Origin of the sequence: Streptomyces hokutonensis (assembly GCF_000376565.1) — a bacterium.
GTDB lineage: Bacteria > Actinomycetota > Actinomycetes > Streptomycetales > Streptomycetaceae > Streptomyces > Streptomyces hokutonensis.
Window position 1 is genome coordinate 37,924 of the sequence record NZ_BARG01000037.1, and the last position, 15,107, is coordinate 53,030.

General features: G+C 69.1%; 12 protein-coding genes. 8 read left to right on the forward strand and 4 right to left on the reverse strand.

Translation table 11 applies throughout. The features are described 5' to 3' along the window. The first annotated feature begins 49 nt into the window (after positions 1 to 49). The 7 genes from SSP08S_RS22365 (at position 50) to SSP08S_RS22395 (ending at position 10,563) form a co-directional block, all read left to right on the forward strand. Positions 50 to 1,336, forward strand: a complete 1,287-nt coding sequence (locus tag SSP08S_RS22365; protein ID WP_019069864.1) for an ABC transporter substrate-binding protein — start codon at positions 50 to 52, stop codon at positions 1,334 to 1,336. Next, entirely contained in the window at positions 1,336 to 2,295 is a 960-nt protein-coding gene (locus SSP08S_RS22370; protein ID WP_019069865.1) for a carbohydrate ABC transporter permease, read from the forward strand. The genes SSP08S_RS22365 and SSP08S_RS22370 overlap by 1 nt, the downstream gene beginning before the upstream one ends. A gap of 14 nt (positions 2,296 to 2,309) precedes the next feature. Continuing rightward, positions 2,310 to 3,173, forward strand: coding sequence for a carbohydrate ABC transporter permease (locus tag SSP08S_RS22375; RefSeq protein WP_019069866.1), 864 nt, complete (start codon positions 2,310 to 2,312; stop codon positions 3,171 to 3,173). Continuing rightward, positions 3,173 to 6,097, forward strand: coding sequence for a glycoside hydrolase family 2 TIM barrel-domain containing protein (locus tag SSP08S_RS22380; RefSeq protein ID WP_019069867.1), 2,925 nt, complete (start codon positions 3,173 to 3,175; stop codon positions 6,095 to 6,097). The genes SSP08S_RS22375 and SSP08S_RS22380 overlap by 1 nt, the downstream gene beginning before the upstream one ends. A 69-nt stretch (positions 6,098 to 6,166) precedes the next feature. After that, positions 6,167 to 8,020, forward strand: coding sequence for a LamG-like jellyroll fold domain-containing protein (locus tag SSP08S_RS22385; protein WP_019069868.1), 1,854 nt, complete (start codon positions 6,167 to 6,169; stop codon positions 8,018 to 8,020). 27 nt (positions 8,021 to 8,047) lie between these two features. Continuing rightward, positions 8,048 to 9,721, forward strand: coding sequence for a PHP domain-containing protein (locus tag SSP08S_RS22390; protein WP_019069869.1), 1,674 nt, complete (start codon positions 8,048 to 8,050; stop codon positions 9,719 to 9,721). Next, entirely contained in the window at positions 9,721 to 10,563 is an 843-nt protein-coding gene (locus SSP08S_RS22395) for a hypothetical protein (RefSeq protein WP_019069870.1), read from the forward strand. Before SSP08S_RS22390 ends, SSP08S_RS22395 begins: the two co-directional genes overlap by 1 nt. A 24-nt stretch (positions 10,564 to 10,587) precedes the next feature. Here the strand turns inward: SSP08S_RS22395 and SSP08S_RS22400 are convergent, their stop codons facing one another. From SSP08S_RS22400 to SSP08S_RS22415, 4 genes are read right to left on the reverse strand one after another with little or no spacing between them, the layout of a single operon-like run. Beyond that, positions 10,588 to 11,043 carry a MaoC family dehydratase gene (locus tag SSP08S_RS22400; protein ID WP_019069871.1) on the reverse strand — a complete coding sequence of 152 codons (456 nt, stop codon included), beginning with the start codon at positions 11,041 to 11,043 and terminating at the stop codon, positions 10,588 to 10,590. 14 nt (positions 11,044 to 11,057) lie between these two features. Then, entirely contained in the window at positions 11,058 to 12,626 is a 1,569-nt protein-coding gene (locus tag SSP08S_RS22405; RefSeq protein ID WP_019069872.1) for an acyl-CoA synthetase, read from the reverse strand. Between the two features lie 10 nt (positions 12,627 to 12,636). After that, positions 12,637 to 13,506 carry a 4-hydroxyphenyl-beta-ketoacyl-CoA hydrolase gene (locus tag SSP08S_RS22410; RefSeq protein ID WP_019069873.1) on the reverse strand — a complete coding sequence of 290 codons (870 nt, stop codon included), beginning with the start codon at positions 13,504 to 13,506 and terminating at the stop codon, positions 12,637 to 12,639. Between the two features lie 20 nt (positions 13,507 to 13,526). Then, positions 13,527 to 14,444, reverse strand: a complete 918-nt coding sequence (locus tag SSP08S_RS22415) for an SDR family NAD(P)-dependent oxidoreductase (protein WP_019069874.1) — start codon at positions 14,442 to 14,444, stop codon at positions 13,527 to 13,529. A 231-nt stretch (positions 14,445 to 14,675) separates the two neighbouring features. Here SSP08S_RS22415 and SSP08S_RS22420 point away from each other — a divergent pair, with 231 nt between their 5' ends. After that, positions 14,676 to 15,101 (forward strand): MarR family winged helix-turn-helix transcriptional regulator, encoded by a 426-nt coding sequence (locus SSP08S_RS22420; RefSeq protein ID WP_019069875.1) that lies wholly within the window; start codon positions 14,676 to 14,678, stop codon positions 15,099 to 15,101. The last annotated feature ends 6 nt before the right edge of the window (positions 15,102 to 15,107 follow it).

Here is a 15,107-nt window from a genome sequence, read left to right on the forward strand (position 1 = left end):
GTATGCACGACCCGAACAGATCGAACAGATCCGAAAGGCGGTGGGAGCTGTGCGGCTCTCACGAAGAGGCCTGCTCCGTGCGGGCCTGGCCGGTACGGCCGCCACGGCGCTCGGCGGCCTGGCGTCCGGCTGCGCCGTACCGACCGGTTCCACCGGCCGGAACATGGTCCTGTGGTACTGGGACGGCGGCCTCGGCGACACGGTCGTCAAGAACGCCAAGGCGCGTTACGACAGTACGGTCGACCTCCAGGCGATCAAGATCGGCGGCTACTACCGGTCCAAGCTGATCACCACGATGGCCGGCCGGGCCCACATCCCCGACATCGCCGGCCTCAAGGGCGAGGACATGGCGTCCTACCTGCCCAACTCCGACCAGTTCGTGGACCTCAGGACACTCGGCGCGGACAAGTACAAGAGCCAGTACCTGACCTGGAAGTGGGAGCAGGGCATCGCCGACGACGGCACGATGGTCGGCTTCCCCATCGACTGCGGTCCGGTGGCGCACTTCTACCAGTACGGCGTGTTCCGCAAGGCGGGGCTGCCGTACGAACCGGCCGATGTCTCAGCGGAGTTGAACACCTGGGAGAAGTTCTTCGCGGCGGGCGAGCAGCTCCGGAAGCGGATCCCCGGGAGCTCGCTGGTCACCGACGTCAACAGCATCTTCGAGAACGTGGTGAACCAGGGCTCCAAGCGGTACGTCGACAAGGACCGCCACTTCATCGGCGGCGAGGAGCATGTGCGCCAGGCCTGGGCACTCGCCGTGGAGGCCAAGCAGCGCAAGATCGTCTCGAACCTCGTCAGCGGCACGCCGGACCAGCTCTCGGCGGTGGAGGACGGCAAGCTGCCCAGTCAGTTGGGCGCCTCCTGGGCCACCAGTGACCTCAAGACCGGGGTGCCGAAGACCAAGGGCCGCTGGCGGGTGGCCGACATGCCGGTGCGGCCGGCCAACAACGGCGGTTCGTTCCTGTCGATCACCAAGGCGTGCCGGGAGCCCGAAGAGGCGTTCCGGATCATCACCTGGATGATGAACGCGGCCAACCAGGCCCAGGGCTTCGTGGACGCGGGCCTGTTCCCGTCCACCCCGGCCTCGTACGGCCTCAAGACGCTGCGCGCGCCGGACCCGTTCTTCGGCGGGCAGGACACGATGGACATCTTCGGGCCCGCCGCGCAGAAGATCACGGTCGCCTACAACAGCCCGTTCGACATCGCGCTCGGGCAGCCCCTCAAGGACGAGATCAAGAACGTCGGTGTCCTCGGCAAGGACCCCAAGAAGGCCTGGAGTGACGCCATGAGCAAGTGCCGGCGCATCGCGGACCACCTGGGGGTGAGCTACTGATGGCCACCGCACTCGACAAACCCCCCGTGTCCGTGGGCAGTCCGTCCACCTCCTCGCAACCGAAGAGCGGCTTCCGCAAGTACTGGCATCTGTATGCCGCGATCTCCCCGTTCTATCTGCTGTTCCTCTGCTTCGGGCTGATCCCCGTCGGGTTCTCGCTCTATCTGTCCTTCCACCGCTGGGACGGCCTCGGCTCGATGGAGTGGGCGGGTCTGTCGCAGTACAAGTACCTGCTGAGCGACACCGACTTCTGGAACTCGATCGGCAACACCCTGATCATCTGGGCGCTGGCGACGTTCCCCATGATCTTCCTCGCGATGATCACGGCCGTGATGCTCAACTCGGCGGTCCGCTTCAAGAACGTGTACCGCTTCGCCTACTTCCTCCCGAACGTCACCTCGGTGGTGGCGATCGCGATCGTCTTCGGCTCGGTGTTCTCCACCAACTTCGGCCTGGTGAACGCCCTGTTGCAGGCGGTGGGCATCGACCAGATCGCCTGGCTGAACACCCCGTGGGGCATCAAGATCGCCATCGCGACGCTGATGACCTGGCAGTGGACCGGCTACAACGCGATCATCTTCCTCGCCGGTCTCCAGACCATCCCGAGCGAACTGTACGAAGCGGCACGGATGGACGGCGCGGGACCGGTCCAGACCTTCTTCCGGATCACGCTGCCGATGCTGCGCCCGGTGCTGCTGTTCGTGCTCGTCATCTCGACGGTCACCGGTCTGCAGAGCTTCTCCGAACCGCAGGTGCTGCTCCAGAACACCTCCAACGACTCGACGTTCGCGGGCGGTCCGGGCCACTCCGGCCAGACGATGGTCCTGTACTTCTTCCAACAGACCTTCGACAACAACGACTTCGGTTACGGCGCCGCCGTGGCCTGGGGCATCTTCCTCGTCGTCATCCTCTTCTCCATCGTCAACTGGCGCCTGGTGCAGCGCCGGGGCGAAGACTAGGGAGTTCGGTCACCATGGCATTCCTCCAAGGCACACGGCGACCGAAGGGCATCCGGGGCGACCGGAGCCGCGGCATCGCACTCCATGTCTCCCTGATCCTGGGCGTGTTGCTCTCGGCCTTCCCGTTCTACTGGGCCGTGATCATGTCGACGCACACCTCGTCGGAGATCTTCTCCTACCCGCCGAAGCTGCTGCCGGGCTCGCACTTCCTGGAGAACGTCCGCAGCCTCTTCGACAACATCGACTTCTTCGGCTCGATGTTCAACTCGGTACTCGTGGCGGGGTCGGTGACCTTCCTGGTCCTGTTCTTCGACTCGCTGGCCGCGTTCGTCTTCGCCAAGTTCCACTTCCCCGGCAAGAACGTGCTGTTCGCGCTGCTGATGGTCATCTTCATGGTGCCCGCCCAGCTGGCCGCCATCCCGCAGTTCGTGATCATGGCGAAGCTCGGCTGGATCGGCTCGATGACCGCGCTGATCGTGCCGGCGGCGGCCAACGCGTTCGGCATCTTCTGGATGCGCCAGTACATGAAGAGCGCGATCCACGACGAACTCCTCGACGCCTCCCGCATCGACGGCGCGAGCTTCCTGCGCCAGTACTGGCACGTGGCCCTCCCGGTGGTCCGCCCGGGCCTCGCCTTCCTCGGCATCTTCACCTTCATGGGCCAGTGGAACGACTACGCCTGGCCCCTGATCGCCCTCACCAACCCCAACAACGTCACCCTCCAGGTGGCCCTGTCCCAGCTCAACGGCACCCATGGCACCACCGACTACGGAATGGTCATGACCGGCGCGCTCCTCGCCCTCGTCCCCCTGCTGATCGTGTTCGCGGTCGGCGCCAAGCAGATCATCGGCGACCTCGGCAAGGGAGCCATCCGCTGATGACCGACCCGCTCTTCGCGCTCCGCCCCTGGGAGTCACCCGAGGTGACCTCCTGGGGGCGGTTGCCCATGTCCGCGGTCGACCGTCGACCGGATGCGGTCTCCCTCGACGGGGAGTGGCGTTTCCAGTTGCTGCCGTCGCCCGACGCGCCGGCGGCCGACGACGTATGGTCCATGGCATACGTGCCGGGTGTATGGACGATGCAGGATACGGACGACCTTCCGCAGTACACGAACGTCCGTATGCCGTATGCGGAATTCCCGCCACTGTCGCCCGCCGACAATCCGACGGGTGTCTACGAGCGGGAGATCGACATCCCCTCCGAGTGGGCAGGCCGGCGCATCGTGCTCCAGGTCGGGGCCGCCGAGAGCGTGCTGCTCGTGCACGTGGACGGGCGGCCCGTCGGCATCTCCAAGGACTCCCACCTCGCCGCCGACTTCGACCTGTCGGGCGTCGTACGTCCCGGCGCGCGGGCCACCGTACGGCTGACCGTGGTCAAGTGGTCGGACGCCTCGCACCTCGAGGACCAGGACCAGTGGTGGCACGGGGGCGTCACCCGGTCGGTGCTGCTGTACGCGACCGACCCGCTGTATCTCGCGGACCTGACCGTGCGAGCGGGCTACGACGGCGAGCTGCAGGTCGACTGCCAGGTGCGGGACGCGGGCGGGGCGCTGCCCGCCGGGTGGTGGATCAGCGGTGATCTCGACGGGCAACTCCTCGCCCAGGATGCGGAGTTCGACCGGTTCAACACCGAGGACGACCGGGTCTCCGACTTCCTCGGCGAGGCCCGGATCAGGGCCACCGTCCCCGAGGTGCGCACCTGGAACGCCGAGACGCCCGAGCTGTACGGCCTCACCGTCCGGCTGCACCGGGCCGACGGAACGGTCGCCGACACGTCGTACCGGCGCATCGGGTTCCGTGACGTGGAGATCGTCGGGCGGGATCTGCTCGTCAACGGCGAGCGGGTGTTCATCCGGGGCGTCAACCGGCACGACTTCCATCCGCTGACCGGCCGGACGGTGTCGTACGACGACATGCGGGCGGATCTGGTGCTGCTGAAGCGGTTCGGGTTCAATGCGGTGCGCACCTCGCACTATCCGAACGACCCGGCGCTGTACGACCTCGCCGACGAGCTCGGACTGTATGTGGTCGACGAGGCGGACATCGAGTCGCACGACCACGCGCACGAGATCGCCGACGACCCGCGCTATCTGAACGCGTTCGTGGACCGGGTCTCGCGGATGGTGCTGCGCGACAAGAACCACCCGTCGATCATCGTCTGGTCGCTGGGCAACGAGTCCGACTACGGCGCCAATCACGACGCGGCGGCCGGCTGGGTCCGCAGGCACGACCCGACCAGGCCGATCCAGTACGAGGGTGCCGCCAAGCGCGGCTGGGCCGATCCGGATCTGGCCTCCGACATCGCGTGTCCGATGTACGCGCCGCTGGAGGACTGTGTCGCGCACGCGCTGTCCGGCGAGCAGACCAAGCCGTTGATCCAGTGCGAGTACTCGCACGCGATGGGCAACAGCAACGGGACCCTCGCGGACCACTGGGCTGCCATCGAGTCAACCCCGGGTCTTCAGGGCGGCTTCATCTGGGAGTTCTGGGACCACGGAATCCTGCAGCGTGTGAGCGACGGAAGACCCACCGGCCGCGCGGGCGCCGGACTGTATGACAACGGTGTCGCCGCGCCCGGTCAACGCTGGGCGTACGGCGGCGACTTCGGCGAGACGATCCACGACGGCGCGTTCATCGCGGACGGCGTGGTGTTTCCCGACCGCACGCCCAAGCCGGTGATGTTCGAGCACCGGGAGATCGCGGCGCCGGTGCGTATCGAGTGCTTCCGGCACGAGGGCATCGTCCTCGGCAACCACCAGCACTTCCGGGGCCTCGAATGGCTCGCCGGGACCTGGGAGTTGGCGCTAGCGGACGGTCGTACGCTGACCGCTCACGCCGAGCTGCCTGCCCTGTGCCCGGGCGAGACGGCGGCCGTACCGCTGCCGTTCGCCCTGCCGGAGGACGGCGGCGAGGCCTGGCTGACGCTGCGGGTGACCACGGCCGAGGACCAGGTGTGGGCGGCGCGCGGCACGGAGGTGTGCGCACCCCAGGTGCTGCTGCGGGCGGCGGAGCCCGTGGCCGGTTATGCGGCGGGCGGTGGTCGGATCGAGGTCGACGGCGAGGGTCTGCTGATCCACCCGCTGCTGACGGTCGCGCCGACGCTGTCGCTGTGGCGGGCGCCCACCGACAACGACGAGTTGGGCGGGATGGCGGCGCGCTGGCGGGCCTGGGGGCTGGACTCGCTGGTCCGCAAGGTCGTCTCGGTGCGGCGGGACGGCGAGCGGGTGACGACGGTCGGCGAGTACGCGGGGGCCACGGGGGTGGTCCGGCACTGTCAGGTGTTCACCCCGGTCGCGGGCGGGGTGCGGGTCGAGGAATCGGCCGAACTGCCCGAGGAGTTCGACGACGTGGCGCGGGTGGGCACCGTGTTCGAGACGGTGCCGGGTCTTGATCTGCTGGAGTGGTTCGGCCGGGGTCCGTGGGAGTCGTACCCCGACCGCGCCGCGGGCGCGCCCGTGGGCCACCACTCGGTCCCCGTCGACGAGTTGTTCACCCCGTATCTGCGCCCGCAGGAGAGCGGTGGCCGCAACGGGGTACGGCGGTTCACGCTGTCGGCACCGGACGCCACCGGACTCACGGTCGACCTCGACGAGCCCCGCCAGGTCTCGGTGACCCGCCACCGCGCCGAGGACCTGGCCGCCGTACGGCATCACGACGAGCTGGTGCCGCGCGCTTCCTGCGTGGTGCAACTCGACGCGGCACACCGGGGGTTGGGCACGGCCTCGTGCGGGCCCGACACCACACCGCAGTACCTCGTCGCACCGGGTGTCCATCGCTGGAGCTGGACCCTGCGCGTTCTCTGAACCCATCGGTTCGGAACTTCCCGGCTTCGAACTCCCCAGCTTTCACGAGCACTTACCCACGGAGCACACGTGTGTACTTCGCATGACCACGACGACGAACAGTGCGAGAGCGCCCAGGCCGGTGCCGGGCGACGCAACTTCCTGCGGGCCACCGCGCTGCTCGGTGCGGCCGCCACGGCCGGTGTCGCGCTGCCGGGCGTCGCCGAGGCGGCACCGAACTCGGCTTCCACGAAGGCCAGTTGGCGGCCCGACACCGACAGCCGGCGCTTCACGCTCGCCGTGATGCCGGACACCCAGTACCTCTTCGACGGGCCGAGCATCGACAAGGCGCCGATCGAGGCCTCGCTGCGCTATCTCCTGGAGCACGGCAAGGACGACAACATCGTCTTCCTTTCCCACCTGGGCGACCTGACGCAGAACGGGGCCGTGCCCGAATTCGCCGCCATCGGGGAGGCGTTCAGGCTGCTGGACCGGCGGGGCGTCGGCTACAGCGTGCTGGCGGGCAATCACGACATCAAGTCGTCGACGGACGACCAGCGCGGGGCGTCGCCCTATCTGGACGCGTTCGGCCCTCAGCGGTTCAAGAACAAGTCCACGTTCGGCGGGGCCTCTTCGGACGGCTACAACACGTACCACGTGTTCCGGGCGGCCGGTCGGGAGTGGCTCGTGCTGGCGCTGGACTGGCGCCTGTCGGCGAAGGGCTACGCGTGGGCGAAGGACGTCATCGCGCAGCACCCGAAGACGCCGGTGATCCTCACCACGCACGAACTGGTCGTGGACGACGACACGTTGTCGGACTACGGGCAGAAGCTGTGGGACCAGCTCATCGCGGACCACGACCAGATCTTCCTGACCCTGAACGGCCACTACTGGCCGGCCCGTCGGGCGACGCGCAAGAACACGGCCGGCAACGACGTCCACTTGCATCTGACGAACTATCAGAACCGGTATTTCGGCGGCGCGGCGATGATCCGCCTCTACCACTTCGACCTGGACCGCGACGTCATCGACGTGGAGACGGTGTCGCCGTGGATCCTGGGCCGGGCGGCGAAGGGCCTCAACGAGCTGGAGCGGCAGGAGATCGAACTCAGCGGCGACGCCGACCGGTTCTCCGTCGACATCGACTTCGCGGACCGCTTCGCGGGCTTCGACCCGGTGCCGGTCCGCGCGGCGCGCCCCGCGTCCAAGATGCTGATCCCGGGCACGGCCGCCTACTGGCGCTTCGAGTCCCCGGTCTCCGGCTCCGGCACCGTCCGTGACCTGTCCGGCCGCGGCAACGACCTCACCGTGGTCTCCGTGAACGGCGGCACCCTCGGCTGGTCGGCCGACCACCACCCCGACCAACCGGGCCACGGCAGCCTGGAGTTCACGGGCTACAAGTCCCCGCTCAAGGGCGCGTACCTGCGGACCGTCGACGGCGCGCCGCTCAACTCGGCGACGTTCAGGGACGGTTACACCATCGAGGCGTTCTACTGGCTGCCCGCGGACTGGAACGCCTCGCACAACGCCTGGGCCGGTCTGGTCAGCCGCACGGGCCGCAACGGCTCGGTCGGCACGGTGACGGACGACCCCGACGAGCCGCTCGCGACCCTGTCGCTGTCCGACGGGCCGGGCCCGCAGTGGGCCGTACACCCCCTGAACCAGCAGCAGTTGGCCACCAACTGGGGCGACGAGACCGACCCCGAGATCTGGTGGCACCTCGCCGTCGTCAACGACGGACGGCACACCACGATGTACGTCCAGGGCTGCCCTGTGGCCCGCAACCCGCACGCCCCCGCGATCGGCATCGCCTCCTCCGGACAGCCGTGGCTGCTCGGCGGCTACGAGTACGCGGACAAGATCGACCAGATCCTGCACGGCCGCCTCGGCGACGTCCGGATCGTCTCCCGGGCGCTGCCCGTGACCTCCTTCATGACCCACTGACAGCCCTCCAGAGGACTCCCCAAGATCATGACCGAGCAGCAGCTGCCCACCTGGGCCGACCCGTCCGTCTCCCCCGCCGCCCTCGACGCGCAGGGCGTCTCCCGCCGCCAACTCCTGCGCCGCGCGGGCCTGTTCGGCGCCGCGTTCACCCTCGGCGCGGGCCCGCTCGCCACGCCCGCGGTGGCGGCCGGGCGGGGCTACGGCGGCAACGACCCGCGCCTCGCCTACCTCGTCGGCGACCACCACGTGCACTCGGTGTACAGCCACGACGCCAAGTACACGTTCTCCCAGCAGGCGAAGGCCGCCGCGCAGTACGGCCTCGACTGGATGGTGTTCAACGAGCACTCCAACTTCGGACACGCCAACTACGGCGCCGAGTTGGAGCACGCCGAGATCCTCAAGGCCCGCGCCGAGAACCCGCGCCAGCTGATCTTCCAGGGCCTGGAGTGGTACATCCCGGCCGCCGAGCACTGCACGATCTTCGCCGCGCCCGGCCGCCACGAGGTCGATCTCCTCACGCAGTTCGAACTCGCCTACGACGGCAAGCTGCTGGGCTACACCGAGGGCTCGGCCGGTGCCACGGACACCGCCCGCAACGAGGCCCACGCCGTCAAGGCCATCAAGTGGCTTGCGGAGCAACGTCGTTCGGGCTACGTCGACGACATCCTCGTGCTCGCCAACCACCCGCTGCGCCTGGGCATCGACTCCCCGCACGAGATGCGGGCCTGGCGGGACGCGGCCCCCGAGATCATGATCGGCATGGAGGGCGCGCCCGGCGCCCAGGGCGCGGCCCTCCCCGGCTGGCGTGGCGCCACGTCCATCCGCGGCGAGTACGAGAACAAGCCGTCGGCGCAGTCCTGGGCGGGCTATCCGGCGGACGCGTATGTGACGTACGGCGGGTTCGACTGGGCGACGGCTACCGTCGGCGGGCTGTGGGACTCGATGCTGGCCGAGGGCCGGCTGTTCTCGATCACCACCAACTCCGACAACCACCGTACGGTCTACGACACTTGGGCCAACGGCGCCTGGCCCGCCGGGCAGAACTTCGACAACACCGGGAAGCTGCCCGACCCGGTGCAGACCGGGACCCCGCAGCCCGGCAGCGACTTCTGGCCCGGCGAGTTCAGCCGCACGCATGTGGGCGTGACCCGCTACGGCTACGGCGCGGTGATGGCGGGGATGCGCGCGGGCCGGGTCTGGGTCGACCACGGGCATCTGCTGGACGGGCTCGACGTGCGTCTGAAGCGGGACTGCGACGGCGGCCGGGGTGTCACGCTGGGCGGCCGCCTGCGGGTCCGCAAGGGCGAGAGGCTCACGCTGAACGTCACCGTGACGACGGCCTCGCGGCCCAACGCCCAGGGAATCCTCCCGGAGTTGGCGCACGTGGACGTGATCCGGGGTGCGGTGCGCGGCGCGGTGTCCGACCGGGACGCGTGGCGGGCACCGGACACGAAGGTCGTGCGTACGGCCGACGTGAGCGGCCGCAAGGGGACGTACACGCTGCGCATCCCGGTGACAGTCGGGGACGAGCCGTTCTACCTGCGGCTGCGCGGCAGCGACGGCGAGCGGCACGGCGCGGGCTACCTCGGCGCCTCCGTCGACCCGCACGGCCCGATCCCCCACGAGCCCGGAAACGGTGACCCGTGGGCCGACACATGGTTCTATTCCAACCCCATCTTCGTCGACCTGGCAGGTAACTGATGAAGCGTCAACTCACCGTCCTCGCCGCCTTATTGGGTGCTTTCACGCTCGGCGTGAGCATCTCCTCGGCCGCCGCCGCGACCACCTGGGCGGAGACCGGCACGGCCTACACCGACAGTCTCGGCGGCGGTGAGGGCGTCGCGTCCCGTGCGGACGGCTCGCTGCTGTACCGCGGGCTGGCGTCCATTCCGCTGGATCTGCGCGTCCAGGGCTGGAACCACATCGGTGACCCCGACATCGCGAACGGCTACGTCTTCGACGCCTACCAGGCCGCCGACACGGGCACGTCGAAGATGTTCGCGGTCACCACGCCGTCCGGGACGCGCTACACGTACGTCCACCCGCTCGACTCGGGCGAGAAGATCAACAACTCGTTCGACGCCATCTCGCCGGACACGCAGTGGATGGTGTCGGGCGAGTGGGGCGACCAGTCCAGACTCCAGGTCTTCCCCACTCCCCTGCTCAACCCGTCCACTCCGGCGACGGGCGGCACGCTGCCGCAGGCCGGGCAGATCACCCTGGACAGGACGGTCAACGACATCCAAGGCTGCGACTTCGTGACGGACACCCGGCTGGTGTGCGTCTCGGACGACGCGTCGGGGACCAAGTTCCCCGAGATCCGCCCGCTCCTCCAGGTCGACCTGCCGCACAAGCTGGACGGCCGGCCGATCACCGGCACGGTCACGAGCCTGTTCGCGCTGCCCCAACGCAGCATCTGCACGGGCACGTTCGAGGCCGAGGGCGTCGACTACGACGTGAACAGCGGGACGTTGCGCGCCGAGGTGGTCCAGCCGGGCGTGTGCGTGGTGTCGACCAGCGTGTACTCGTACAAGCAGCAGTAGGCAAGCGGTAGTTGCGGCTGGAGGTCAGGCGTAGAACCGCGAGAGACTCTGCAGGACGGCGGCGGGCTTCGGCCCGCCGTCGATCTCTATCGTCCCGTCGACGGCGATCTGCACCCCGCCCGGTACGTCCTCGACCGACGCGAGCTTGGCGACCAGCCGGATGCGCGAGCCGACCTTCACCGGTGCGGGGAAACGCACCTTGTTCAGGCCGTAGTTGACCTTCGTGGACACGCCCTCGACGTCCAGCAGCTCGGTGAAGAGCGGGATGAAGAGGGAGAGGGTGAGATAGCCGTGCGCGATGGGTGCGCCGAAGGGGCCGGCCGCGGCCCTCTCCGGGTCGACGTGGATCCACTGGTGGTCGCCGGTCGCGTCGGCGAACGTGTTGATGCGTTCCTGGGTGATCTCGATCCACTCGCTGGTGCCCAGGTCGCTGCCCGCGAGCTTCTTGAGTTCGTCGAGGCCGTTGACGGTGATGCCCATATCGCTTTCCCTACTTAAGAGTTGGTGCCGAAGCGCTTGCGCACCCGGGACTTGAGGAGCTTCCCCGAGGCGGTGCGCGGGAGTTCGTCCGCGACCACCACCGACTTGGGGATCTTGTACTTGGCCAGACGGCCGACCAGCGAGGCCAGTACCTCGTCGGGGTCCAGCGAGGCGCCCTCGCGCGGTACGAGGACCGCCCTCGGCACCTCGCCCCACTTGTCGTCCGCGACCCCGATGACCGCACACTCGACAACGTCGGGGTGCGTCAGGAGCAGGTCCTCGATCTCGGCGGGGTAGATGTTCTCCCCACCGGAGATGATCATGTCCTTCATACGGTCGACGATGTACACGTAGCCGTCGTCGTCGGTCCGGGCCGCGTCCCCGCTGCGGAACCAGCCGTCGGCGAAGACCGCGGCCGTCTCCTCGGGCAGCCCCCAGTAGCCGGGCATGACATGCGGTCCGCGCACCACGACCTCGCCGGTCTCTCCGACGTCGGTGGGGGTGAGGTCCGGCCGTACGACCCGTACGTCGCTGAAGAAGTGCGGTACGCCCGCCGAACCCGCCTTGCTCACCGCGTGTTCGGCGTCCAGGAACAGGGTTCCGGGCGAGGCCTCCGTCATGCCGTAGCCCTGGAGGAAGGTCAGGCCCCGCTCCTGGTACGCGGCGATCAGCGGGGACGGGACCGGGGAGCCGCCGCAGGTGAGGATGCGCAGCGAGGACAGGTCGGCGCCGGCCCAGCGGGGGTGCCGGGCGATCTGGTCGAACATCGTCGGCACCCCGAACATGAAGGTGATCCGGTGCCGTTCGACCAGGTCGAAGGTGGCGTCCGGGTCGAAGGCCTCGACCAGGACGCAGGTGCCGCCCTTGAGGAGCACCGGCAGGGTGAGCATGTTGAGGCCGGCCGTGTGGAACAACGGGGCGGAGACCAGGGCGCGTTCGTCGGCGATCAGGTCGGTGTCGACGAGGACGTTGAGCGCGTTCCAGGTCAGGTTGCCGTGCGTGAGCATGGCGCCCTTGGGGCGGCCGGTCGTGCCCGAGGTGTACATGATGATGCAGGTGTCGTCGGCGGTGACGGGCTCGTCGATCGGCTCGGTGGCCGCCGCTTCGAGCAACTCCTCGTATTCGGGGCCGACTTCGACGTAGATGCGGACGTCGGTGCTGCCCGGCAGTCCGGCGACGAGGGCGGTGTGCGTCGGGCCGTAGACGAGGATCTTCGCGCCGGAGTCGGCGAGCTGGTAGGCGATCTCGGGGGCGGTGAGGCGGGTGTTGAGGGGCACGAAGACGGCGCCGAGAGTGCCGGCGGCGAAGAGGGTCTCCAGGTAGGAGGGGTGGTTGGGGCCGAGGTAGGCGATGCGGTCGCCGCGGCGGACGCCCCGGGCGCGCAGAGCGTGGGCGAGGCGGGTGGTGCGTGTATGCAGTGTGCCGTAGTCCATCGACGAGCCGCTGCCGCCCGTCGACGAGCCGCTGCTACCCGTCGACGATCCACTGTCGACCGTCGACAGTCCGCCGTAGACCAAAGCCGTGCGGTGCGGGGTCTTGCGGGCCCGGCGTGCGGGCCATGAGCCCAGTCCCTCGTTGCGCATCCGGTGCCCCTTACGTCAGCCCGAGGAGGCGGGCGGCGTTGTCCTTGAGGATCTTCGGTCTGACCTCGTCCTTGATGGGCAGCTTCTCGAAGTCGGCGAGCCAGCGGTCCGGGGTGAGGACGGGGTAGTCGGAGCCGAAGAGGACCTTGTCCTTGAGCAGGGTGTTCGCGTACTGCACGAGCTGTGGCGGGAAGTACTTCGGCGACCAGCCGGAGAGGTCGATGTGGACGCCGGGCTTGTGGGTGGCGACGGCGAGTGCCTCGTCCTGCCAGGGGAAGGACGGGTGCGCAAGGATGATCTTGAGGTGCGGGAAGTCGGCCGCCACGTCGTCCACGTGGAGGGGGTTGGAGTACTTCAGGCGGATGCCGCCGCCTCCCGGTACCCCCGCGCCGATACCCGTCTGGCCGGTGTGGAAGAGGGCGATGGCGCCCGTCTCCTCGATGACCTCGTACAGGTCGTAGGCCACGGCCCGGTCGTTGGGGAAGAAGCCCTGGATGCTGGGGTGGAACTTGAAGCCCTTGACGCCGTACTCCTCGACCAGCCGCCGGGCCCGCTTCACGCCCGCTCGGCCCCGGAACGGGTCGATGGACGCGAAGGGGATGAGGACGTCGGCGTTGGCGGCGGCGGCCTCGGCGACCTCCTCGTTCGGGACGGGCTCGGTGCCGGTCGCGGACTCGGCGTCGACCGTGAAGATCACGGCGGCCATCTTCCGCTCGCGGTAGTAGGCGGCGGTCTCCTCCAGGGTCGGTTTCCGCTTGCCCTCGACCTTGAAGTAGGCGGAGGAGGCGTCGTGGAGGTCGTCGTCCAGGGAGGAGTGGCCCTTGGAGGACACCTCCGCGTGGGTGTGGACGTCGATGGCGACGAGTTCGCCGATGTCCATGGGAGCCTTGGGGGGTGCCATCACGCCTCCGGCAGCTTCGGTGCGGGGATGCCGACCGACTGGAGTTCGGCGCCGACCGAGGTGGGGAAGGCGGCGGCCAGGGTGTCGGGGGTCCAGCCGCCGTCGGCGTAGGCCGCGCTGATCTCCTGCGGGTGGGACCAGAGTGCCACCTTGTCGCCGCCGATGCCGATGGCCTGGCCGGTGATGGAGCGCGCGGCCTCGGAGGCGAGGAAGGGGACGAGGGCGGCGCAGTCCTCGGGGGTGCCGAAGCCCTCGCCCTTGCGGAGGAAGTCGGGCAGCGGATCGCCGTTCTTCATGGCCTCGATGTAGGGGGCGAAGGCCGGGATCGTCTCGGTCATCGCGGTCGCGGCGACCGGCACGATCGCGTTGACGGTGATGCCGGCGCGGCCGAGTTCCATCGACCAGGTGCGGGCGAAGGCGGCGATGCCGGCCTTGGCGGCGGAGTAGTTGGTCTGGCCGAAGTTGCCGCGCTGGCCGGCCGGGGAGCCGACCAGGATCAGGCTGCCGCCCTCGCCCTGTTCGCGCATCCGTACGGCGGCGGCGCGGGCGCAGGTGAAGGTGCCCTTGAGGTGGGTGGTGATCACCGCGTCGAAGTCCTCGTCGGTCATCTTCCACAGCACCTTGTCGCGCAGGATGCCCGCGTTGGTGACCAGGACGTCGAGCCGCCCGAACTCCTCGACGGCACGGTTCACCAGCCGTTCGGCGGCCTCGGCCGTACCGACCGGGACCACCTCGGCGACGGCGGTGCCGCCCGCCTCGGCGATCGACTTCACGGCCTGGTCGGCCACCGCCTCGTCGATGTCGTTGACGACCACGGACGCGCCGTGGGCGGCCAGGGCGTGCGCGTAGGCGAGGCCGAGGCCCCGGCCACTGCCGGTGACGACGGCGACCTTGCCGGTCAGATCGATGCTGGGCACGAGCGAGTCCCTTCACAAGGCGATGCGGCTGCCGGCCCCACCGGAGTGCGGCCGCGAGATCGAAGCTAAGAGCAATAATTGTTGACGTCAATAGTTGTTGCCGACAGACCAGGTGCGTCACACTGGCCCCGTACCACCGCACGCCCCACCCCGGGGCCTCGACCCAGGGAGCCCGCCATCGCCCGCCAGCAGCACGCCGCGAACCCCCCGATCGACGCGCACGAGCCGTGGATGCGCGGGCTGCACGCGGACACCGGTTACCTCCTGTACCGGCTGGGCCTGCGTTCCGGCCAGCTCTTCAACACGTTCCTCCAGGAGTCGGGCCTGCGCCTGCGCCACTACGCGCTGCTCCGCTTCCTGGCCACGTCCGAGGGCGCCCTCCAGCGCGAGCTGAGCACGCGGCTGGGCTACGACCCGAGCGCGATCGTCGGCCTGGTCGACGACCTGGAGAAGCTGGGATTCGCCGAGCGCCGCCCTTCCCCCGACGACCGGCGAAGCCGCATCGTGGTCCTGACACAGGACGGCCGCGGCTTCCTGCGCGACACGGACGAGGCCGGCCTGCGCGTGACGAACGAACTCCTCGGCCCGCTGGACGCCGCCCAGCGGGAGACCCTGCACACGCTGTTGCAGCGGGTCGCCGAGGACGGACTCGCCTGACGCCGG